Origin of the sequence: Parabacteroides sp. AF17-3, from assembly GCF_003635445.1 — a bacterium.
Lineage (GTDB): Bacteria > Bacteroidota > Bacteroidia > Bacteroidales > Tannerellaceae > Parabacteroides > Parabacteroides goldsteinii.
The window spans coordinates 139,212-163,018 of sequence record NZ_QTMM01000006.1 but is presented as its reverse complement, the minus strand read 5'-3'; the positions used below and the strand labels follow the sequence as shown (position 1 = coordinate 163,018).

Annotated in this window: 16 protein-coding genes; 10 read left to right on the top strand and 6 right to left on the bottom strand. The window is 43.4% G+C overall.

The window, feature by feature from the left end:
• Nucleotides 1-37: 37 nt before the first annotated feature.
• Entirely contained in the window at nt 38-916 is an 879-nt protein-coding gene (locus DWW91_RS09765; protein ID WP_007652657.1) for a carbohydrate kinase, read from the top strand.
• A 234-nt stretch (nt 917-1,150) separates the two neighbouring features.
• Here DWW91_RS09765 and DWW91_RS09760 read toward each other — a convergent pair whose 3' ends face one another.
• A complete protein-coding gene (locus tag DWW91_RS09760) occupies nt 1,151-1,642 on the bottom strand; it encodes an SPOR domain-containing protein (RefSeq protein ID WP_007652658.1) in 492 nt (163 codons plus the stop codon).
• An 85-nt stretch (nt 1,643-1,727) separates the two neighbouring features.
• On the opposite strand from DWW91_RS09760, the gene DWW91_RS09755 reads away from it, so the two are divergent.
• Nucleotides 1,728-3,833 (top strand): S9 family peptidase, encoded by a 2,106-nt coding sequence (locus tag DWW91_RS09755; RefSeq protein ID WP_195438662.1) that lies wholly within the window; start codon nt 1,728-1,730, stop codon nt 3,831-3,833.
• A gap of 83 nt (nt 3,834-3,916) precedes the next feature.
• Here the strand turns inward: DWW91_RS09755 and DWW91_RS09750 are convergent, their stop codons facing one another.
• The 3 genes from DWW91_RS09750 to DWW91_RS09740 all read right to left on the bottom strand — a co-directional run bounded on the left by DWW91_RS09750 (nt 3,917) and on the right by DWW91_RS09740 (nt 6,903).
• Nucleotides 3,917-5,251 carry an MATE family efflux transporter gene (locus DWW91_RS09750; protein ID WP_122327584.1) on the bottom strand — a complete coding sequence of 445 codons (1,335 nt, stop codon included), beginning with the start codon at nt 5,249-5,251 and terminating at the stop codon, nt 3,917-3,919.
• Nucleotides 5,252-5,453: 202 nt separating this feature from the next.
• Nucleotides 5,454-6,212, bottom strand: coding sequence for a peptidylprolyl isomerase (locus DWW91_RS09745; RefSeq protein WP_122327583.1), 759 nt, complete (start codon nt 6,210-6,212; stop codon nt 5,454-5,456).
• Nucleotides 6,213-6,231: 19 nt separating this feature from the next.
• Nucleotides 6,232-6,903: a peptidylprolyl isomerase gene (locus DWW91_RS09740; RefSeq protein WP_007652665.1), complete on the bottom strand. Its 672-nt coding sequence runs from the start codon at nt 6,901-6,903 to the stop codon at nt 6,232-6,234.
• Nucleotides 6,904-7,029: 126 nt separating this feature from the next.
• On the opposite strand from DWW91_RS09740, the gene DWW91_RS09735 reads away from it, so the two are divergent.
• The 8 genes from DWW91_RS09735 to DWW91_RS09700 all read left to right on the top strand — a co-directional run bounded on the left by DWW91_RS09735 (nt 7,030) and on the right by DWW91_RS09700 (nt 22,127).
• The gene (locus DWW91_RS09735; RefSeq protein ID WP_007652667.1) at nt 7,030-8,313 is read left to right on the top strand and encodes a DcaP family trimeric outer membrane transporter; all 1,284 of its coding nucleotides are present in this window, start codon (nt 7,030-7,032) and stop codon (nt 8,311-8,313) included.
• A 96-nt stretch (nt 8,314-8,409) separates the two neighbouring features.
• On the top strand, nt 8,410-11,514 hold the full coding sequence (locus DWW91_RS09730) for a SusC/RagA family TonB-linked outer membrane protein (protein ID WP_122327582.1): 3,105 nt from the start codon (nt 8,410-8,412) through the stop codon (nt 11,512-11,514).
• A gap of 15 nt (nt 11,515-11,529) precedes the next feature.
• On the top strand, nt 11,530-13,131 hold the full coding sequence (locus DWW91_RS09725) for a SusD/RagB family nutrient-binding outer membrane lipoprotein (RefSeq protein WP_122327632.1): 1,602 nt from the start codon (nt 11,530-11,532) through the stop codon (nt 13,129-13,131).
• Nucleotides 13,132-13,236: 105 nt separating this feature from the next.
• The gene (locus DWW91_RS09720; protein WP_010799980.1) at nt 13,237-14,256 is read left to right on the top strand and encodes a FecR family protein; all 1,020 of its coding nucleotides are present in this window, start codon (nt 13,237-13,239) and stop codon (nt 14,254-14,256) included.
• A 227-nt stretch (nt 14,257-14,483) separates the two neighbouring features.
• Complete coding sequence (locus DWW91_RS09715) at nt 14,484-17,912, top strand: TonB-dependent receptor (RefSeq protein WP_229102442.1); 3,429 nt, start codon at nt 14,484-14,486, stop codon at nt 17,910-17,912.
• Nucleotides 17,913-17,948: 36 nt separating this feature from the next.
• Nucleotides 17,949-19,769: a RagB/SusD family nutrient uptake outer membrane protein gene (locus DWW91_RS09710; protein WP_122327580.1), complete on the top strand. Its 1,821-nt coding sequence runs from the start codon at nt 17,949-17,951 to the stop codon at nt 19,767-19,769.
• 80 nt (nt 19,770-19,849) lie between these two features.
• Entirely contained in the window at nt 19,850-20,752 is a 903-nt protein-coding gene (locus tag DWW91_RS09705; RefSeq protein ID WP_007652679.1) for an alkaline phosphatase, read from the top strand.
• 34 nt (nt 20,753-20,786) lie between these two features.
• Nucleotides 20,787-22,127 (top strand): sulfatase, encoded by a 1,341-nt coding sequence (locus DWW91_RS09700; RefSeq protein ID WP_122327579.1) that lies wholly within the window; start codon nt 20,787-20,789, stop codon nt 22,125-22,127.
• Between the two features lie 3 nt (nt 22,128-22,130).
• Here DWW91_RS09700 and DWW91_RS09695 read toward each other — a convergent pair whose 3' ends face one another.
• Nucleotides 22,131-22,727, bottom strand: a complete 597-nt coding sequence (locus DWW91_RS09695; RefSeq protein WP_007652692.1) for an RNA polymerase sigma-70 factor — start codon at nt 22,725-22,727, stop codon at nt 22,131-22,133.
• Nucleotides 22,728-22,846: 119 nt separating this feature from the next.
• On the bottom strand, nt 22,847-23,758 hold the full coding sequence (locus DWW91_RS09690) for a hypothetical protein (protein ID WP_007652694.1): 912 nt from the start codon (nt 23,756-23,758) through the stop codon (nt 22,847-22,849).
• Nucleotides 23,759-23,807: the final 49 nt, after the last annotated feature.

Genomic DNA, 23,807 nt, shown 5'->3' with positions numbered 1-23,807 from the left:
GGAACAAAAATCTCGTATTACAAAGAATTACTATATCATGGAACAGATGAAGCAACAAAATAAAAAACCGGTAGTGGTCGGTATTGGCGAACTTCTTTGGGATTTGCTTCCCACAGGTAAGACGGCAGGCGGCGCACCGATTAATTTTGTTTACCATGCTTCCCGTTTGGGAGCCGAAGGGTATGCTATCAGTGCCATTGGTGATGATGATAACGGAAGGGATATATTGAGCGAACTGGATAAGTACAAAATTCAGTATTTAATAGAAAAGTTACCGTATCCTACAGGAACGGTACATGTGGATATAGAGGATGACGGTATTCCCCATTACACAATAACGGAACGTGTAGCCTGGGATCATATGTCGCCTACCTCTGATGCGGTAGACCTGGCAGAACGTGCGGATGCTATCTGCTTCGGTGCTTTGGGACAGCGTTGTCAACAATCCCGTGAAACGATTCAGGCTATTCTTTCGTTTGCTCCCGATTCGGCGTACCGGTTGTTTGATATTAACCTGCGGCAACATTATTATAATAAGGTATTGATTGAAGAATCTTTGTACCTGGCGAACGTGCTGAAAATGAATGATGATGAAATGTCGGAGCTGAAAAACCTGTTCGGTTTGAAAGGAACCGAAGAAGAGGTGGCTAACTGGTTTATGGAGAACTATAACCTGCGAATGGTTGTTCTGACGGCGGGTGCTGATTACAGTACGGTTTACACCCCCGACGAAGTATCTACCTTAGCTACTCCAAAAGTGGATGTAGTGGATACGGTAGGAGCAGGAGATGCTTTTTCGGCAGCCTTGGTGATGTCGTTATTGAAAGGGCAGACATTGAGAGAGGCCCACGAATGTGCTGTAAAGATATCGGCTTTTGTTTGTTCCCATAAAGGAGCATGGCCGGTTTACGAATAAGAAATAGAAGATACTTATATATGTATAGGTTAATTGTTTAAGGCAAAAAGATGGTTAGTTTTAGGTTTTTAATTTAGGTTGGTTAAAAGGTCCGGTATTACCGGGCCTTTTATGTTTTTAAAAACGTTTGTACTGAAGGGATAACTCCAAACGCACGAAAAGGGATTATCCCGAAGGATATCCCTTTCCATGTATCGATAATAATGTTTGCCTGTTTTACTTGCAGACGCCTTATTAGTATTGTCTTTCCAGCAACCAAGCATCCTGGAAATCAGGTGCATATTTAGCTTTGATAGCATCGCGGCTGTCGGCTGCATCAGCTTTATCATCGAAGCTGGCAACGATTACACGCAGCATACCTTGTTCGTTTTCACCTAATACAGCGTTGTAGCCTGCATTCTGCATACGTTCTTTCAAAGAGTAAGCATTTGTCTTGTTCTTGAAGCTACCGATAACTACACTGTAACGTTTCAGACGGCTGGCGTCTTCACCCTGTGCAGCGCTGATTCTTTCCGAGCGAGTTGTTGCGGTCGAAGTTCTGGGTTTGGAAACCGGGGCAACCTCTTCAACAATCTCTTCTTCTTGTTCTACTACCTCAACAGGAGCTGTAGACTCTTTTTCTTTGGCTTGTTCGTAAGCAGCCTTATAAGCACTCTGTTTAGGTTTACATGAGCCGAATGCTAATACCATACTTATAGCGGCTCCAAATAACCAAATCTTATTCATACTGTTCAGTTCTTAAATTACTTGTGCAAAGATATAAATTATATTTACTAATTTCGCACACAGAATATAATATATTATAATGTACATGAATAAATCTATTGCAACAATGGTTATGGCAACATCCGTATTACTAGGTGCTTGTAATCAGGAAGCTAAGAAAGCAGAAGACACAAAGCCAGTTATCGGACGTTCGGAAATCAAGATTGCCGATGGCCGAATGACGCCCGAGGCGCTTTGGGCCATGGGACGTATCGGCGGCATGAATGTTTCGCCCGACGGACAGAAAGTAGTTTACACGGTAGCTTACTACAGTGTTCCTCTCAACAGCAGCAACCGTGAAGTGTTCGTCATGAACGCCGATGGTTCTGATAACAAACAGATTACCCACACTTCCTTTTCTGAAAATGAAGCAACCTGGATTAAAGGGGGCACAAAAATTGCTTTCCTTTCCGGCGAAAGCGGAAGCAGCCAGCTTTGGGAAATGAATCCGGACGGAACCGGACGGAAACAGTTATCCAATTATGACGGCGATATCGAAGGCTTCGCTTTCTCTCCGGATGAAAAGAAGGTCCTGTTTATTTCGCAGGTAAAGACGGTTCCGAGCACAAAAGACAAGTATCCGGATTTGGATAAAGCCAGCGGTATCATTGTGACGGATTTGATGTATAAGCATTGGGATGAATGGGTAACGACAGCTCCCCATCCGTTTATTGCTGATTTTGATGGAAATAAGGTCGGCAGTCCGATTGATGTGCTGGAAGGTGAACCGTACGAATCACCGATGAAACCTTTCGGTGGTATCGAGCAGCTAGCCTGGAATACGACCTCCGATAAGATTGCATACACTTCCCGTAAGAAGACCGGTAAGGAATATGCTCTTTCCACTAATTCGGATATTTATGTATATGACCTGAATACCAAGCAGACTGTAAATATCAGCGAAGGTATTATGGGATACGATACCAATCCGCAGTATTCGCCTGACGGTAAATATATTGCCTGGCAGAGTATGGAACGCGACGGGTATGAATCGGATCAGAATCGCCTGATGGTTATGAACCTGGAGACGGGCGAAAAGACATTTGTCAGCAAGGACTTCGATTCAAATGTAGACGGTTTCTGTTGGAGTGCCGATGCCCGTACGCTTTATTTTACGGGAGTATGGCATGGTGAATCGCAGGTATATAAGATTGAACTGGACAACGGCAATAAACTGACTCAACTTACTTCCGGTACCTATGATTACGATTCAGTGAACTTGCTGGGAGAAAACAAGTTGATTGTTAAGCGCCACTCTATGAGCATGGGCGATGAAATCTATTCTATCGACCTGGCCGATAATAATAAGGTAGCTCAGCTGACTACCGAAAACAAGCAGATTTACGACCAGCTGACCATGGGTAAGGTAGAAGGACGCTGGATGAAGACAACCGATGGTAAGCAGATGCTGACCTGGGTAATTTATCCGCCTAACTTCGATCCGAACAAGAAATATCCGACTTTGCTGTTCTGCGAAGGTGGCCCGCAAAGTCCGGTCAGCCAGTTCTGGTCTTATCGTTGGAACTTTCAGATTATGGCGGCTAACGATTATATCATTGTCGCTCCGAACCGTCGCGGTCTTCCGGGCTTCGGCATGGAATGGAACGAACAGATCAGCGGTGATTACGGTGGTCAGTGTATGAAAGACTATTTCACGGCTATTGATGAAATGGCGAAAGAACCGTATGTGGATAACGATCGTCTGGGTTGCGTCGGAGCCAGCTTCGGAGGTTTCTCCGTTTACTGGTTAGCCGGTCATCATGACAAACGTTTCAAAGCATTCATTGCCCATGACGGTATCTTCAATATGGAAATGCAGTATCTGGAAACGGAAGAAATGTGGTTTGCCAACTGGGATATGGGCGGCGCTTACTGGGAAAAGAACAATCCGGTGGCACAACGCACATTTGCCAACTCTCCGCATTTATTCGTAGACAAATGGGATACGCCAATCTTGTGTATCCACGGAGAAAAAGACTATCGTATCCTTGCCGGTCAGGGAATGGCGGCCTTCAATGCAGCCGTGCTACGCGGTGTTCCTGCTGAATTGTTAATCTATCCGGATGAAAACCACTGGGTATTGAAACCGCAGAACGGCGTGCTCTGGCAGCGCACATTCTTTGAATGGCTCGATCAGTGGGTGAAGAAATAAGAATCGCTTTTATCAAAAAAAAGGGGAGTTCCGGCAGTCGGGTTCCCCTTTTTTGTAATATCTGAATAATAAATCTTATCCGGCTATCTTATCGTCAGTTTATCGAACCGCCTCCAAAGCAATACGCCTAACGTTGTCAGGCTTATCGGGAATCCGCACCAAATCCCGATGGCTTCCCAATCGAAGACAAATCCGCAGACATAACCGATTGGCAGTGCCAGTCCGAAATGGCAGGCAAATGCGCAGTAAGCCATATATTTCACATCGGCTATCCCTCGTAGTGCATTGGCAAATAAGATTTGTAATCCGTCGCCGAACTGATACAACACGACTGACCAGGATAGGAGGGCTACCATAGCTACGACCTCATGTTCGGGAGTAAATAAGTATCCCATATTCTTATGGAACAGTATAATAAAGAATACGAATAATACAGCCACTCCCATAATCAGATGTAGTCCGGCAAAAGAAGCCTGACGGATATTCAGCCAGTCACTGTATCCTTTGAATACACTTACGCGAATTGTAACGGCGGCAGCTATCCCGTAATAGACCATGAATCCGAGTGTCGTGATTACGCCTAACACCTGATGGGCGGCCAGTGCGGTGCTCCCTATCCATCCCATCATAATAACACTCAGACTGAACGAACCCGTTTCAACCCCCATTAACAATCCCACCGGAAAGCCTAAACGTATCAGGTTGGAGAGGTTCAGGCGGTTAACGACTCCATTTTTGAATCCGGTCAGGAACTCTTTATATTTTTCCCTTCGGGCAAATAAAACACAGAAAACAATAAATGTAAGGATACGACTGACAAGTGTGGAGATACCTGCTCCGGTCAATCCCATCTCCGGAACGCCGCATTTTCCATAGATAAGAAAATAGTTCCCTATAATATTCAACACGTTCGCCCCGAGCATGATCCACATCGGAGTAACCGTATCGGTCGTACCGTCGCTGAACTGCTTAAACGAATTGAACAGCATGGCGAATATCACCGAGAAAAGCTGTAAGATATAATAGGGAACGATATATGGCATCAACTCTTCCGGCTGTTTTAAAATATCGATGTTCAACAGGAGCAGGAGCATCGAAGTACTTAACAATACCCCGACGATGAAGTTGATAAAAAGACTGTTCTTCAATGTCTCTCCGGCTTTGTGATATTCCTTGTTGGCATGCAAACCGCCGATAATAGGAGTGAGGCCGTATGAGAAACCCATCCCGAAGATAAAAGCCAGGTTAAAGAAGTTATTGACAAAAGAAGCGGCGGCCAGTTCGGCTGTACTGTGATGTCCCACCATGATGTTGTCGGCAAAACCGACAATAATAATGCCCAGCTGCCCCAACATGATCGGGACACCCAGACGGATTGTTTCTTTATAATGTTCTTTGTAAGCAGAGAGTTGTATCATTGCATTCTTTTAGTCGGTTCATCAGCATAAAAGAGTGGTAAGTATCTGATGAGTTTTCAGAAAGAGGTAGGTCTAATTTAATTTAGAGGTAGGTCTAAATTGAATTACACGTACCTCTAAATTGATTTAGACCTACCTCTAAATATAAAAACATTGGATATTCTCCGGAAAGATGTTGTGTATTTTCCGGAAAAGGATCGTATTAAATTATTTCCACTGATTCGATAACCACATTTTCCAATGGGCGGTCCTGGCGGTTGGTCTTTACGTTCTGGATGGCGTCCACTACGTCCAGTCCTTCTACCACTTCGCCGTATACCGTATATTCGTTATCCAGAAAAGGAACACCGCCGATTGTTTTGTATGCCTCGCGCTGTTCCGGAGTCAGCTTGGCTTCCTCTTTGCGCTTTTCAGCTTCCAGTTCTGTTTTTCCGACCAGGGTATCGCGGATGATGGCCAGTTCGGCTTTGTCACCACTTTGGTAAGCTGCTTTTATCTTCGCAGCATTCTCTTTTTGCAGACGGGCGAAAATAGACTGTTTCAGGCGGCCTTCTTTCTGCTTTTCCATCTGGGCCAGTTCGCTGTCGGAATAAATTTTTCCGGTTACGATATAGAACTGGGAAGCGGAAGATTCTCTTTCCGGATTCACTTCATCGCTAGTACGGGCTGCTGAGAGTGCTCCTTTTTTGTGGAAATATTTCGGATAAACGAACTCGGCAGGGACCGTATATCCCAGGTCGCCGGCACCCAGTTGTTTGCTCATCGGAGCATCTTTAGAGGTGACATCACCACCCTGGATCATGAAATCCTTGATGACACGGTGGAAAAGCAGGCCGTTGTAAGTGCCTTCCTTTACCAGTTTGATAAAGTTGTCGCGATGTTGCGGTGTTTCGTTGTATAATTTTAGTTTGATGTTACCCAGGTTGGTCTTCATCAGAACCTGTGTTTCGTTTGTTTCCATTTTTCGTTTCGTTTAATGATTATTTATCGACAATCGTCATTGTCTTGATCTTTATATTCTTTAACGGCCTGTCGTCCTCATTTGTTTCGACAAACTGGATTTTATCGACAACTTTCATGCCTTTTATTACTTCGCCGAAGATGGTGTAGGTCCCGTCCAGGTGGGGAGCGCCCCCTTCAAGCATATAGGCTTCCCGTTGTTCAGGAGTAAAGGTTTTATTATCTTTTTCCTCCATCTTGTCCAGTTCCATTTCCGTATAGAATTTTCCGGTAACGATGTAGAACTGTGTACCCGATGAGGCGCGTTCCGGATTCTCGTCGTCACTGGTACGGGCGGCACAGAGCATACCGCGTTTGTGGAAATATTTCGGATAGACGATCTCTGCCGGGATGGTGTAACCCGGGTCGCCGTCCCCCAGATGCTGTTCGATAGGTGCATCTTTCGAGTTGATGTCTCCGCCTTGTACCATGAATTGTTTGATGACACGGTGGAACAGGAGGCCGTCGTAGCGCTTCTCTTTCACATTTTTGATAAAATTATCCCTGTGCTGGGGCGTGTCGTTAAATAACTTCACTTTGATCTTTCCCATGTCGGTATCGATCTGAACAAGGGTCTCAACTTCCTGCGCTTGCAAATGAAGGGATGACAATAATCCGATTAGGAGTAAACCTATAGCAAACAGCTTTTTCATCTTCGTTTTATTTTGTTATTAAGGCAACAAAAATAGTTACTTTTAGTCGTTAACGCAACCTTTTAACACAACCTTTTCATGCAATGCTTGTTCCTTACTGGTAAAACGTCTAAACAAAACACATTTATGAAAGCATTTGTTAAAGGAGCAGCTTTGTTGCTCGGGGTCGGACTGTTATCCACCCATGCCCAGGCTCAGAAAGTGATCATTAAGGATGAGGAGCCGAATTCAATCCTGTTTATTTCCCGTGATAAGGCGGGTGATGAAATTATCCGGATACTGAACGAAACCCAGAATCAGCGTTTCCATGAACCGGGCATTCCCCGTTTCCTGCTGACCGACCGTAAGGGGCGTTTCGCTCTCGGTATCGGAGGATACGTGAAGGCAACAGCCGAATATGATTTTGGCGGAATCTCCAAAGATATTGATTTCTATCCCGCACTGATCCCCAACAAAGGTGCGTCGCATGTCAGAAACCAGTTCCAGATGGATGCAACAACCAGCACGGTCTTCCTTAAACTGGTGGGACACACCAAACATCTGGGCGACTTCGTTGTCTATACGGCCGGTAATTTCCGTGGAAACGGTAAGGGCTTTGAACTGAGAAATGCGTATGCTTCCTTGCTGGGATTCACACTCGGATATGACTATGGTTCGTTTATGGACCTGGCGGCTATTCCTCCGACGATCGACTTTGCCGGTCCGAACGGGATGGCGATTTATCATGCTACCCAGTTCCGTTACGAACGTTCGTTCGGGAAAGGATGGAAAGCCGGTGTCGGTGTGGAAATGCCGGTGGTGGACGGACTGACCAATGATAACCTGAGTATCGGTTCGCAACGCATGCCGAACTTCCCCGCTTATCTGCAATATGGCTGGAACTCTAAGAGCCATCTGCGTGCCGCCGCTATCGTCAGAAGTATGACATATGATAACCTGGTTGCTAATAAAGCCGAATCGGAAACAGGCTGGGGCGTGTTGCTCTCCACCACATTCAACCTTTGCAGCAAAGTACAGGTGTACGGACAAGGTGTTTACGGTCGGGGTATCAGCCAGTACATGAACGACCTGAGTAATCTGAATGTGGATATTGTTCCCGATCCCGACAAAGCCGGACGTATGCAGGTTCTTCCGATGATGGGATGGTATGCCGGCCTGCAATACAATATTACTCCGAATGTGTTTGTTTCGAGTACTTACAGCCAGTCACGTTTATATAGTGAAAACGATTACCCGTCGACTCCTTCCGAACAATACCGCTACGGACAATATCTGGTAGCCAACCTGTTCTGGAATATCACTCCCGACTTGCAGGTCGGTGCCGAATATCTGAGAGGATGGCGCACGGACTTTAATGATCAGACTCGCCATGCCAATCGTCTGAATCTGGCAGTACAGTATAGCTTCTAGTCGAACGGGTAAAACCGTTAAAAGTCAAAGCGCCTCTTTGTTGTGTTGCTTTTTTGTATACCTTTGTGGCTATTGAGGGATAATTAAAGAGGCAATATGAATTTTCAGATGAGGCAGCTTGCGATTCTATCGCTGCTATTGTTACTATCAATATATGCGAAAGGAGAGAATACTCCGGTTGTATCTACTCGGGATGCGGCCGGAGCATTCCCTTTTGAAAAGAAAGTTACCGGGCGGGTTGTTGATTCCGGCGGTAAACCGTTAGCGGGAACAAATGTGGTGGAAGAAGGCACGACAAACGGTGTCGTAGCGGATGCGGGAGGTAATTACTCGCTGTCAGTGGGAGAAGAGGCTACATTGATCTTCTCTTTTATCGGTTATAAAACCAAACATATTCCTGTCCGCGAACAGCAATATCTGGAAGTCGTGTTGGAAGAAGATGCATTGTTTCTCGACAATGTTGTCGTAACCGCCCTGGGTATAAAAAGAAAAGAAGCCTCGCTGACCTATTCCGTCGAACAGGTTGATGGCGAGGAACTGAACCGGGTGAAAGACCCGAATATGATTAATACGCTTGCCGGAAAAGTAGCGGGGGTACAAATAAACAAGGCTGCTTCCGGCCTGGGCAGTTCTTCTAAAGTCCTGATGCGTGGCATCCGCTCGGTGGTAGGTAACAACCAGCCTTTGTATGTCATAGACGGTGTCCCTATTCTTAATTCTGCCAATGAACAGGCTTTTTCCGCTATTGGCGGTACTGCCGATGCCGGAAACCGTGATGGCGGTGACGGTATCTCTAATCTGAATCCCGAAGACGTTGAAAGTATCAGTATCCTGAAAGGCTCACCGGCAGCCGCCTTGTATGGCAGCCAGGCGGCTAATGGTGTTATCCTGATTACAACGAAGAAAGGCAATCCGGATATCCGTAAGATATCCTTTTCAACCAGCCTGATGTTTGATAAAGCCTTTTGCCTGCCGGAGTTCCAGAACGAATACGGAGTGTCCGACAACGTGGAAAGCTGGGGAAAGAAAGCCGACTTGCCGGTATATGATAATGCGGGCGGATTCTTCAAGACTGGTCTGACCTCTATCTCTTCTTTTTCCGTAAGTGCAGGTAACAAGAAATACCAGACTTATTTCTCCTATGCCAATACAACGGGAAAAGGTATCATCGAACATAACCATCTGTCAAAACATAATATATCTCTCAGAGAGACGGCTTTCCTGTTTGCCGACCGTCTGAAGCTGGACGGAAGTGCTTCATTCCTGCGGCAAACAACGAAGAATCGTAATCCCAGCGGTGGCTTCTATATGAATTCGCTGGTGGGACTTTATCGTTTCCCGCGAGGTGTGGATATATCCGAATACAAGGAGAACTTTGAAGTATGGAACCCGTCCCGGAACCTTAACGAACAGAACTGGCATTCCGATACTCAGGATTTTGAACAGAACCCGTATTGGGTTACAAACCGTATCCGGAGCAAAGATTCCCGTACCCGTACGATCCTGTCGCTGAATGCCGAACTCAAAGTGACGGACTGGTTTAAGATACAGGCACGCGGCAGTCTCGACTATCTGTCGGATAAGGTGCGTCAGATGTTTTATGCCTCTACAGCCCCGGCTTTGTCCGGTCAGAACGGCAGGTATATCGAGGCGGATTATCAGGAGACACTTTTGTACGGGGATATTATCGGTTCCTTTGAAAAGAAATTCGGACAGTTTTCCCTGAACGGTGTGATAGGAGGGAGCATCAACGACAAGCTGGTGAACTCCCTGCGTTATGATTCGAAAACCGCATCATTGAAATATGCCAATGTGTTTAATGTGGCGAATATCATTATGGACGGTTCAGCTTATATCGACCAGCAGATCGATGCCCACCGTCAGTTGCAGTCGCTGTTTGCTACTGCGCAGGTCGGTTACAAGGACATTTTCTTCCTAGACCTGACAGCCCGGAACGACTGGTCGAGTACGCTGGCCTTTACTCCGAATGAAAAGAAGGGCTTTTTCTATCCGTCGGTAGGCGGGGCCTGGGTGATGAGCAAGATGTTCCGGTTGTCGGAATTTATTTCTTTTGGTAAACTGAGAGCCGTATGGAGCAAAGTCGGTAACGACATACCTTTATATATAACAAACCCAGTTTCGCATGTGGGAGCCGGTGGTGAAATAGAATATGCCGATTCCGCCCCGTTCGAAAATATGAAACCCGAAATGACAACCTCGGTGGAGCTGGGTACGGAATGGCGTTTCCTGAATGACCGTATCAGTTTTAGCGGGACGTATTATAAGACGAATACCCGTAACCAGTTCTTCAAACTCCCCGCCAAGTCGGGAGACAAATATGCTTATCGTTATGTCAATGCAGGAGATATCCAAAATATCGGTTGGGAGGTCAGTGCCTCCGCATTGCCGGTTGTCGGTAAAGATTTCGAATGGAAATCGTCGCTGAACTATTCGACCAATAAAAATAAAGTAGTCAGGCTGCATGAAGAATTGCCAGTCTTTATTTATGGTCCGAGAGGCTTCTCTTCCAGTTATGCAATGAAGCTGGTGGAGGGCGGTTCTTTCGGGGATATCTATGGGAAAGCATTTCGCCGTGATGAGAACGGGCATATCCTTTATGAAACGGAAGGTGGCAAAAAAGGTCTGCCCCAGGTGGAAGGCGAAGGAAACCTGATTAAGGTAGGAAATGCAAATCCCAAATTCACAATGAGCTGGAACAACACGTTTACTTACAGGAACCTGTCTCTTTCATTTCTGATAGACAGTCGTTTTGGTGGTGAAGTCTTGTCGCAGACGCAGGCCGATATGGATATGTTCGGCGTGACTCAGATTACGGCTGATGCCCGTAATGCCGGCTTTGTCATGCTGGAAGGAAACAGGATAGAAGATGTAAAAAGCTTTTATAAAAATGTAGTGGGAGGACGTGCGGGAGTAACCGAATATTATATGTACGATGCGACCAATATCCGTCTGCGTGAATGTTCGCTCGGCTATGCCTTGCCCGGGAAATGGTTGGAGGCGACGAAAGCTATCAGGCAGGTTCACCTGGCTTTCACTGCCCGTAATCTCTTTTTCCTTTATAAGAAAGCCCCTTTCGACCCTGATTTGATTCTTTCAACGGGAAATGATAATCAGGGAATAGAGGTCTACGGTATGCCGACCACCAGAAGTTTTGGTTTCAGTATAAAATGTGATTTTTAATTCAGGAGTATGCAGATGATAAACAGAAAGATAGCAACCTTCCTTTTTATTCTTTTCCTGGTTTTCCCATCCTGTACGGGACATTTCCAGGAGATGAATACAGACCAGTCCGGAATCACCGATGAGGATATGACTGTCGATTTCAATAATCTGGGTATTCCGTTGGGAATCATTCAGCAGGGAATCTATTTTAATTATGATTTCGGAAAGGGAAAGAACTGGCCTTACCAGATTATGCAGAATCTGAATGCAGATATGTTCAGCGGGTATATGCACGATTATAAACCCCATAACGGTGGAAGCAGCAATTCCGATTATAACTTGCAGGACGGATGGAACGGAACGAACTGGGGATATACCTATGCCTATATCCTTCCGCAGATAGATAAACTGGAAGACTCTACCCGTGTCAATTACCCGGAAGTCTATGCAATAACGAAGATTCTGAAAGTGGAGGTCATGCACAGAATATCCGATATGTATGGTCCTGTCATATATTCTACATTCGGAAACGACAACGGTGTTTATTCTGCCGATACACAAAAAGAGGCATATGATGCTTTCTTCCGGGATCTGGATATAGCGGTCGGGTTGATAACCGAACATCTCCGGAGCAAAACGATTGCTCCCGACCTTTCGGATTTTGATATTCTGCTGGACGGAAATTATATTTCCTGGCTGAAGTTTGCCAATTCATTACGGATGCGCCTGGCGATACGGATAGCAATGGCCGATCCTGAAAAGGCCCGCAGTGAATTTCTGAAAGCATTCCATAATCCTTACGGAGTTTTCGAAACGGTAAAAGACCGGTTGGTCGTTTCAATCCGGAACGGTTATCAGAATCCGTTGGGAGAAATAAACCGGATATGGAATGAAGTCTATATGAACGCATCCATGGAATCTGTTTTGAATGGTTACGAAGACCCTCGCCGTGAATTCTTTTTTGAGCCCTGTGCGGAAGACACCGGAGAAACGGTTCTGCATGGAAAATACAAAGGAATACGGCAAGGTACCTGTTTCTCTCATTTATTATATGCTTCTCATTCGAAGATATATGTGAATAAATCGACCGAACCCATATTGATGACTGCCGCCGAAGTTTGGTTTTTACGTGCCGAAGCTGCATTGAGAGGCTGGACGACGGAGAATGCAGGGGATAACTATCGCCAGGGAATATCGACTTCATTTATCCAGTGGGGAGCAGGCGGTCTGGAGGATTATCTTCAGTCTGAATGCACCGGTGCAGATTATATAGATGCTTTTGACACTTCCAACAATATAGAAGCCCGTTGCAAAGTCTCTCCCAAATGGATTGAAACGGCCCCCAATGAAATCAAACTGGAGAAAATTATCACCCAGAAATGGCTGGCAGTCTTCCCGGAGGGTTGTGAAGCTTGGGCGGAACAGAGGCGTACCGGCTATCCCCGTCTTTTCCCTGTGAAAATAAATAACAGTAAAGACGGTTGTATCGATACGGAAATTATGATCCGGCGTTTAAACTTTCCTGCCGATCTGATAGATACGGATATCCCGCTTTACAACTCGCTTGTGAAGGCTTTGGATGGTCCCGATCATGCCGGGACAAGAATATGGTGGGACAAGGGGAGAAACTTCTAAAATATTAATATGTGTTAAATGTGAGCAAGGCACCCCTAGATAGGAAAGTGTTGTGTGTATCCTTTATAAACGAACCTGAAAAAGGTACTATTATTAAGGAAACATATGCAAGACACAGTAATCATATCTCTTCTTCAGAAGTACATAAAAGATCAATGTACGGAGCAGGAGTTGCGTACTTTACTTCAATGGTTGAAGTCTCCGGATAACCATATTGATCTCGATTTGGTTGTACAACCGCTTTGGGATGCAATAGATAAGGATATGTCTCATCCGAATGAAGAAAGAGAAAATGAACTGCGCCGGGAAGTTTCTTCTTTGTTATCTGAAATAAAACAAAAGAATAAGTTTACTTCTAACTCTGGAGTTAGAAGTAAAAACCGTTTAAACGGTTTTTACAGGGTTGCAGCTATTTTAATTCTAGCTTTCAGTGTGACGTTAGGTTTACTGAAAGTCCTTGATCGTCCGCAGCCGGTTGTTACTTATGCGGAAAAAATGTCTGCGAAAGGTGAAAAGAAAAGTTTACTTCTGGCAGATGGTACTAAAGTAATCCTTAACTCTGATACAAAACTAATAATTCCCAGCAATTTTAATAAAGAGGAACGTATTATAGAGATGGAAGGAGAGGGGTTCTTCGATGTGACTCCTAATCCGGATAAACCTTTCATTATAAGAAGTGGAGAAGCCCGGGTAAAAGTATTGGGTACCTCTTTCGATTTTAAATCTTATAAAGAAGATGAATTCATTAAACTGACGGTGTCGACAGGAAAAGTCAGAGTAAATGTTGCCGACCAAGATCTCCAACTGGCCGTTTCACCGAATGAACATCTTTCAATCAATAAAATAGATGGAAATGTCCGTAAGGAAAGCATAGAGGAAAATAATTATATAAAATGGATACATGGTTCTTTATATTTTAACAAAGAACCGATCCGTGAAGTAATCAAAACAATCAATCGTACATATAACCGGAAAGTGATTCTGCAATGTAAAAATTGTGATTATCGCATAACTGGTACTCATGATAACAAGAGCATTGAGGCTGTTATTGAAGCTATCTGTTTTACAACAGGACTTCGAAGTAAACGTGAAGGAGGTAATATTATATTATATGAGAAACATTAAAGTCTAACACTAAAAAAAATAGAATGCCTATGATAAACATTTGATAGTAACGTATATGAAAAAAGCAGTAGTGCTGCTACACTACTGCCTTCACTAAATTTCAGCAGAAACCTTTAAAACAGTATTGAGCCACTGGGTTGTAAGGTGTTTCTGCCTGTCTTAACAAACATCATTTATTAAAACATTACAAATGTATGAATTATAATCTAATCTATAACAAGACTCTTATGCGAACTTCGTTAACCGTTTGTGCTATCGCTCTGTCGTCTCAGTTACTCTGTGCGGAAGGAGCTTTAGGGCAAAGTCTTAAAGAAAATGATATCACGTATGTGGTGAAACAAACGTCTGTCAGTGACGCTTTTGAACAGTTAAGTAAAATCACCGGTTTTAATTTCTTTTATGACGAATCTGTCTTAAAAGGATTAAAAAATGTAAGCGTACAAATTAAAGAAGGTACGATAGATACTATTTTACACGAATTATCCCGTCAGACGGGATTGTCTTTTAAAAAGATCAATAATACCATATCGGTCAGCAGGGGACAAGCTAACACTTCTTTTCCGGCTGTTGAACAGAAAGTGAAGAAAGTAACGGGTACTATTCGCGATAATCATGGTGAACCCATTATCGGTGCGAATGTGTTTGTAAAAGGTACAACGAGTGGTACAGTGACGGATATGGATGGTAATTTCTCCCTGGAAGTTCCGGAGCAGGGTACTTTAGTTGTCTCATATATTGGTTATCTGACAAAAGAAATGCCGATAGGAAAAGGACAACAAAATGTGGAAGTTGCATTGATTGAAGACACTCAGGCTTTAGATGAAGTCGTAGTTGTCGGTTTTGCGAAACAGAAGAAGGCTAATCTGACCGGTTCCGTAAGTAGTGTTAAAATGGATGAGGTGATGGGAGACCGTCCGGTTCCGACTACGGGTGCTTTATTACAGGGTGCGGTTCCGGGTTTACAGGTTACTTCCGGTAGCGGTGAACCTGGTGGTGGTTTGGATTTTAATATTCGTGGTACAACGAGTATCAATGAAGGTGAGCCTCTTATACTTGTCGATAATGTCCCGTTCTCCGGTTCGTTGAACTTACTCAATCCGAATGATATCGAATCGGTTACAGTCCTGAAAGATGCAGCATCAGCCTCTATCTACGGAGCCCGTTCTGCTTTTGGTGTTATCCTGATTACAACCAAAGGAGCTCAGAAAGAACAGAAGGTGCAGCTGACATACAGTAATAATTTTTCTTTTTCAAAACCAACGAATTTGCCGGTAAAAGCAACTCCGCTTCAGACCGTTCAGGCATATTCCGATATGGGTTATATTACTTATTATTCCGGTCAGACAGTCGATACATGGCTGGATTTACTTCATGAATACGGTTCTAATCCGTCTGCTTATGCGAATGGATATGCTGAGATCGGTGGTATGCGTTATCAGTTGGCACAAACGGATATAATGAAGGATTTCTTATCGGAAACAGGTTTCCAGCAGAAACATGATTTCTCTGTGAGTGGGGGGACCGAGCGTTCTTCATACCGTATTTCTTTGGGATATACGGGTTCCGATGGTATTATGACAACCGATATGGATAGTTATAAACGTTATAATGCGAAAGGTTTTATCAGTTCGAAAATAACAAATTGGTTGACTGGACAGTTGGATCTTAGTTTCTATAAGTCGGATAAAGGTATGCCCAGCGGTGCAAATTATGCCAAAGCTGTATGGGCACCGTCCTACAACCCGACAGGAATGATTACAATCAATGATGAGGAATTGTATTCTGGTACGGCAGGTAACCTGACTCGTCTGGGAGGACAGAACACGAATGCGATCTCTGATACGCGTGTTTTTGCCAAATTGATAGCAACGCCGATTAAGGATATGGTTCTTAATGCAGAGTTTACATACGATAACCTGAATGAAACCGAGACAAAGTATTCAAAACGTACCCGGTTTGCTAATTCTGATAAGTTCTCGGAAGAATACACATCTGATTATTCAACATATAGCCGTCAACGTGCTATTACAAATTATACGGCTTTGAACATTTACGGTTCATACGCTAAAAGTTTTGCCAATAATAATTTCTCTTTATTGTTGGGATACAATCAGGAATCCAATCATTATGATTATTTGAAGGCTGAAACTTCAAATATGATCAATGATGATATGCCTTCGATATCTCAGTCTGTGGGTGTACAGAAAGCGTATGATAAGTTTACTGAATATACGGTGATGGGATTTTTCGGACGTTTGAATTATGATTTTGCAAATCGTTATTTGCTTGAACTGAACGGGCGTTATGACGCTTCTTCTAAATTTCCGTCGGGTAGCCGCTGGGGCTTCTTCCCTTCTCTGTCTGTGGGCTGGAGAGTGATGGAAGAAAGTTTTATGGAGCCGTTGCGCGATTATATTCCGGAATTTAAGATTAGAGGATCAATCGGTACGGTTGGTAATCAGAATATCGATCCTTACCAGTTTGTGCCAAGTATGGAATCTGAAAAGTCAAAATGGCTAGATAATAATACACAGCCTATTACTCTGAAGCAACCGGGTTTGGTGAGTGGAAATTTCACTTGGGAAACAGTTCGTACTTTAAATCTCGGTTTCGATATCAGTGCCTTGAAGAATCGTCTTTCTGCCAACTTCGATCTTTTTCGTCGTGATACGAAAGATATGTTGACTAGCGGATCACAATTACCAGCAACTTTGGGTGCAACAGCTCCTTTACAGAATGTTGCTGATTTGAAATCTACTGGTTTCGAATTGGAATTAGCATGGCGTGACCAGATTGGTAAAGTGCATTATAATATAGGTTTCAATTTGTATGATTACAAAGCCTATATCACAAAGTTTAAAAATAATGTAGCTGGTGTGATTCGTACTTCTGATAACAAAACGTATGTAGAAGGACAACAGCTTGGCGAAATATGGGGATATGTAACTGATCGACTGTATACGGTTGATGACTTTGTCGAAGGAACTTTGGATGCCAACCTGAAAAATGGTACCCTGAAAGACGGTATTCCTCACGTGGAAGGTGTGAAACCGAATCCGGGAGATATGATGTATAAAGATTTGGATGGTAATGGTATCATTAATTCAGGAAATGAAACGATTTATGATCCGGGTGACCGTAAAATTATCGGAAACAATTCATTACGTTTTCAATATGGTATTAATGGCGGCTTGTCATGGAATAATTTCAGTTTCTCCTTCCTTTTGCAAGGAGTCGGAAAGTGTGATAAATGGTTGACCAACGATTTGATCTTCCCGTATTATTATGAATTCGGTACAATTTATGAACACCAACTGGATTACTGGACTTCGGAAAATACAGGGGCCTTCTTCCCGCGTTTGTATGAAACAGGAATGAGAAATACGAACTATGCAGCGAATGTGCGTGCCCAGACAAAGTATTTGACTAACGGTGCTTATCTGCGGGTGAAGAATTTGACACTGGGATATACGATTCCTCAGAGTGTTATTTCTAAAATTGGTATCAATAACCTGAGAGTGTATGTTTCTGCAGAAAATCCGTTTACGTTCGATCATATGCCTAAGGGATTGGATCCGGCAGTTGAAAGTAAAGCGAACGGATTGGGTTATCCGTTTATGAGTTCGTATGCTTTTGGCTTCAGCGTAAGCTTGTAATTCTGTATTATTATGAAACTATTAAAAAGAGAGAATATGAATTTGAAAAAATATATCGTATTACCGGTTATTGCTTTAACCGGTTTGGGATTGACGGGATGTTCAAGTGACTTTTTGGATAAAATCCCTTTGGACCAGCAGACTGAAGCTACTGCATTTAAAACGAGTGATAACTTCAAAACGTATGCCTGGGGATTATATGAATATTTCAACGGATTTCCAACCGATGGGGGATATACTCCGGCTAATATATCGAGTGAGTATGATACGGATAATATCATTTATGCTAATTCCGGAGGAGAGTCTGATTATGCATATCAGTTAAAGAAATTACCGGCAACCAGCGATTCCTGGAGTTTTACGTATATCCGTCGTGTTAATATAATGTTGCAGAATATTGATGGTTCTTCCATGAGTGATGTCGATAAAGACCACTGGAGAAGTGTCGGTTACTTTTTCAGAGCGTTACGTTATTTCGATATGATGGCTGCTTATGGCGATGTGCCTTGGATCGACAAAGTGCTGAGTGATACGGATACGGAGGATCTTTATTGTGAACGTACTCCGCGAGATGAAGTCGCTAAGCATATCCTGGAAGATCTGCAATGGGCGGAAGAACACATCAAAGAAGGTGGTACAGGAACAAATACAATTAATGTTCATGTGGTCAGAGCTCTAATTTCACGTTTCGGATTATTTGAAGGTACCTGGCGTAAATATCATGGATTGAATGATAGCGAAACGTATTTGAGAGCTTGTGCTAATGCTTCAGAAAAGTTGATGAGTGCTTATCCTTCTATCATGCCTAATTATGATGACCTTTACAACTCGGAAGAATTGGTCGGAAAAGCAGGTGTGATCCTGGCAAAACAATATGAAACGGATATGGTAACACATAGTATTACACGTGTTATCCGTTCTTCTGCCTGGTATGTCGATCTGACAAAAGATGCAGTTGACAGCTATTTGTGTTCAGACGGACGTCCGGTTTCTACCAGTAAGGTATATGAAGGTGATAAGGATTTGAATGCTCAGTTCCGTCATCGTGACCGTCGTTTATATTGGACGGTAGTTCCTCCGTATAAAGTAAAATTGACTGGTGCTGCCGGTACATCATTCGGTTGGGAGCATACCGGAGTGGCCAGCGATCGTGAATATATTGACTTTATGGAAGAAATAGGTGGTTCGGCAACGGGTAAGAGTTTGCCGGTTTCTAACTTCGTCGGCTATCAGGTTTCCGGTTTTCCGCACTTCCGTAACTATCCGAACGGGCAGGGATTCCTGGTTACTCACTTAGGTTTCTATTTCTGGAAATATTATAACCGTCACGTCGATAATATGGCGTTGCGTTCCTCTACCGTCGATTATTTGCTTTTCGGTATAGAAGAAGTAATGTTGAATTATGCAGAAGCTAAATTTGAATTGGGCGAATTCTCTCAATCTGTAGCTGATGCCACTATTAATAAACTTCGTGTTCGTGCGGTTATTCCTGCTATGAATGTATCGGAAATAGATGCTTCTTTCGATTTGAATAGAGACCAGAGCGTAGATCCTGTTTTGTGGGAAATTCGTCGTGAACGTCGTATCGAATTGATGGGCGACGGTTTCCGTTTCCGTGATTTAAAACGTTGGAAAAAAGGAGAATATGTGAATAAACAACCATTAGGTGCATGGGTAAAAAGCAGTGACTATGGTAGTAAACTCAATATTCTCGGAGGTGCCGATGAAGGCTATTCCATCTTGTTTGCCAAACCATCGGGTTGGTTGGAAAAATATTATCTGGAACCGATTCCGACACAGGAAATTGCCTTGAATCCTAAACTGAAACAAAACCCCGGTTGGGAAACCGCTGAATAATTAACATCAATTACTTTTAAAGGTTGTTTCTGCGGACAATGTTCTCATAGGGACAACCTTTATTTTTTAATATAATAAATATGAACACTAGAAAATATTTATATATCGTTGCTTTTGTTTTTCTATTTGCCAATGTTTCATTTGCTGCTAAATGGAAAGCTAAACATGTAGTATTGATCGGTCTCGATGGTTGGGGGGCTTATAGTGTGGAAAAAGCTGAAATGCCCACCGTGAAGAAATTAATGGCTGAAGGTTCCTATACTTTGAAAAAAAGAAGCGTGCTACCTTCTTCCAGCGCTGTGAACTGGGCTTCTATGTTTATGGGGGCTGGTCCTGAGCTACACGGATATACGGAGTGGGGTTCACGGACTCCTGAACTGCCGTCGCGTGTATTGAGTAAAGATGGCATATTTCCAACAGTATTCGGCCTTTTACGTGAATCGGACGCCAAAGCGGAGATCGGTTGCGTTTGCGAATGGAAAGGTATTCGTTATGTGATAGATACACTGGCATTGAGCTATGACAAACATGTAGCGGAAGCATCGAAAGAACCGGATGCAACAGCTCGTTATGCAGTCGATTATATCAAATCGGCCAAACCGAACTTGTGTGCGGTTATCTTTGATAATCCGGATCATGTGGGGCATGCAGACGGACATGATACTCCTGAATACTATAATATGTTGAAAGTTCTGGATGGCTATATCGCCCAGATAGTAGAAGCTGTTAAAGAAGCCGGAATATTGGATGATACGATCTTTATTGTTACATCCGACCACGGAGGAATCAAAAAAGGACATGGTGGTAAGACTATGCAGGAAATGGAAACAGCTTTCATTATTTCCGGAAAAGGAATCAAGAAAGGGTATGAATTTACAGAAAGTATGATGCAGTTTGATACGGCTGCTACTATCGCTCATATTTTTAACCTGAAACAACCGCAGGTATGGATTGGCCGCCCGATGGTACAGGTTTTCAAATAACATGAGAAGCTCGCGTCTAAAAATAAAAGTACGAATGAATAATCATATAAAAATAAGTTTGGCTTTGCTGTCGGTATCTTTGTGTCAGGCTGCAGCTAAAGAAAATAAGAATGACCGTCCGAATATCGTTATTATCTATTGTGACGATATGGGGTATGGTGATATAGGAGTGACCGGACATCCGGATATAAAAACACCCAATCTGGACCGAATGGCTTTGGATGGTATGCGCTTCACGAATTATTACAGTGCATCGCCGGCTTCAACGGCAAGCCGTTATTCTTTGTTGACGGGACGTTATCCGGTTCGTGCCGGTTTCCGGTGGGTCTTGAGTCCGGATGCGGAGAGAGGTATTCATCCCCGGGAATTGACAATAGCTGAACTTCTGAAGGAACAAGGTTATGCTACGGCTATTTATGGTAAATGGCATTTAGGTAGTACGAAGAAAGAATATCTGCCTTTGCAGAATGGTTTTGATGAATATGTCGGCCTTCCGTATAGCAATGATATGATTCCCCCGAAATATCCGGATATTGCTTTGATGTGTGGGAATGATACGCTAAGAATGAATCCGGACCAGTCGGAACTGACGGCCCTTTACACGGAAAAAGCTATATCGTTCATTAAGAAACATAAGAAAGAAAACTTTTTTGTATATGTTCCTTATGCAATGCCCCATGTCCCGTTATATCCCGGAAAAGCTTTTATAGGCAAATCTAAGAGAGGTACTTACGGCGATGCTGTGGAAGAAATCGACTGGGGAGTGGGAGAAATTTTATCTGCTCTTAAAAAAGAAGGAATAGACAAGAATACGATTGTTTGGTTTATGAGTGATAACGGTCCCTGGTTGCCCCGGAACGAGGAAGGCGGTTCGGCCGGTATCTTCCGTGACGGTAAAGGCAGTACCTGGGAAGGAGGGGTCCGCGTACCTTGTTTTGTTAGCTGGCCCGACCATTTGAATGGGCAGGTGAATGAAGAAGTTATTACTTCTATGGATGTTTTCGCTACTTCCGTATGGATGGGAGGGGCAGCGATTCCAACCGACCGTGTTATTGACGGAAAGAATATAGCCTCTTATCTCGGATATGAAAATGTGGCTCCGAAACCGGAAACTCCATACTTCTATTTTGGAATCGACCATCAGCTGATGGCGGTACGTAAAGGACAATGGAAGTTGCATGTGAAAACATACAGCCAATTGGGACTGGATTATTTTAAAGGAGAATTACCGTTACTGTTTAACATTAATGCCGATCCTTCTGAGAAATATAATCTGGCAACCAAATATCCGGAGGTTGTGAAGGAATTGACTTCCCTGATAGAAGAAAAGCTGGAGGAAGTGAAAACGACCGGTGATTTTTTCAGTAAAAACTGAGTATTATTTGTATAGGATAAAAGCAGCCAGCAACAGGCTTATAGAAATGTCTGCGTGCTTGCTGAAATAGACTTTTATGAATTTGAGCGCCTCAGAAATATGTTCCTGTACGGTGTTGACTGAAATACCTAATTCGGCAGCAATTTCTTTATGAGACATACTTTCGATACGGCTCATATTAAAAATCTTTTGACGTTGCGGGGGGAGTTGACTGATTGCATTCTGGAGAATCATCTGATATTCAGTATAGATGATTTTGGAGTCAATCGCTTCTTCCTCCGTAATTTTTTGTGCAGACAGTATTTGTTTTACTTTCTCATCAATATCGATATCCCGGAAATAATTGAGTATGCGGTTCCGGGCCATCGTATAAAGGAAAGAAGAAAAGGACAACTCCGGATTGATAAAGGAGCGCGATTCCCACAAGCGGATAAATATTTCCTGTACAATGTCGTTCGCTTCTTCTTTCGATTTGAGCAGATGGAGGCAAAAATAGTATAATTTATCTTTATAGCGCACATATAACTCACTGAAAGCCGCTTCATTGTCCCGAATGAGTAGTGTGGCTAATTCTGTGTCTGTCTTTTCTTTGAAGTTCATGTACACAAATTCCTAATTTGAGACAATATTACGTTTTTTTCTAGAATAAAAGAAATTCCCGGCAGAATAACTGAAAAATAGTAGTTCCACCGGGAATTTTATGTAATGTTTCTGTTTTATCAGAACAACTTTTCAGGATATTCACCAGCATCAACCAGTGCCTGAATCTTGTCGACTACTTCCTGGCGGTCTTCCGGATATGTGACACCGAACCATTTACTGTTTGTATCCAAAACTTTTACAGTGGCAGTTTTGTCACTGATCAGTTTGTCAACCATCAGCGGGATGAAGAATTCACTTTTCAGGTTTTCCATGTTTTTCGGATCACTCAGGAATGTTTTGAAGAATTCATTGCTGTAAGCGAAATAATCAGGAGTAAAGCCCCAGAAATTCATGCTGACCGGAGTGGTGTCGGGAGTAGCTGTCCATTCGCCGTTGTCGTCGATATATTTTACTTCGCCATCTATACGCTGGATTTTGGTACGCTCAACGACTGATGTCAGCAGTTGGTTTTCGTCCGTACCGCAAATACCGCGTGAAACGGTTCCGCTTTCGCTCAATGTATTTCCTACACGGAAACCTACCATTGCATAGGTGTTTTTGGAACCGTCAGGCAGTGCAGCCAGATACTTACCCATTACCTGGAAAGAGTCGCGGCCGTAGAAGTCGTCGCAGTTGATTACAGCGAACGGTTCGTTGATCACACCGTCACCCATCATTACAGCATGGTTTGTTCCCCACGGTTTTGTACGTTCCGGCGGGCAGGTAAATCCTTCGGGGAGGTTATCCAATGCCTGGAATACTAATTCACAAGGAATATGACCTTCATATTTTGAGATGATCTTATCACGAAAATCCTGTTCAAAATCTTTACGGATAACAAAGACAAGCTTTCCGAAACCAGCCTGAATAGCATCATAGATTGAGTAATCCATAATTGTTTCTCCGTTAGGACCTAGTCCGTCCAATTGTTTTAATCCTCCATAGCGGCTGCCCATACCGGCTGCCAATAGAAATAATGTAGGTTTCATAATTCTTTTATTTTAATTAGATAGTGTATTTTTCATTTTGCTGACAAAG